Source organism: Microbacterium sp. NPDC055599 (assembly GCF_053618975.1).
Genome location: NZ_JBSHIM010000036.1, coordinates 425 through 854, shown reverse-complemented (window position 1 = coordinate 854; position 430 = coordinate 425). Strand labels below are relative to the sequence as shown.

Below are 430 nucleotides of genomic sequence, written 5' to 3'. Positions count from 1 at the left end.
TCAATGATAAACCTAACGCATCTTTTCTCGCTTTTCGCCATGCACATACAGGACAAAATCGATTTTTACATAAATTAGATTTATGCAATTTCTGTTTCTCTAATGTTTTATCTGCCACAAAACTCAAGAATGTATTGCACTCCCTTATCAAATCCATTTGTCCTTCTTTGACATGCCGTTCAATAAATTTCTGAAATACTTGATTTCTCCGTTTTTTCTCAGTATACTTTTCCATATATTAAATCACTGTAAAAACAACTAAGTTGTATACAAAGTTTTTATAACAAAAAAGTTGCTTTTTCTCCTTTCATGTAAAGTTTTGGTTTGGTCACCATAAACTCTACTATACTAGGTATGAAAAAGCAACTTTTTTTGCGTTCAAAGACAGTCATATCAACTAATCTAGAGATAGGTAACCATACGGGAATAG

Annotated in this window: 1 protein-coding gene; it reads right to left on the bottom strand. The window is 31.4% G+C overall.

What is annotated here, in order from left to right; translation table 11 throughout:
- A partial coding sequence (locus tag ACWGQ1_RS18415) for a hypothetical protein (protein WP_452313526.1) occupies positions 1–235 on the bottom strand: 235 nt, incomplete at its 3' end.
- Positions 236–430: the final 195 nt, after the last annotated feature.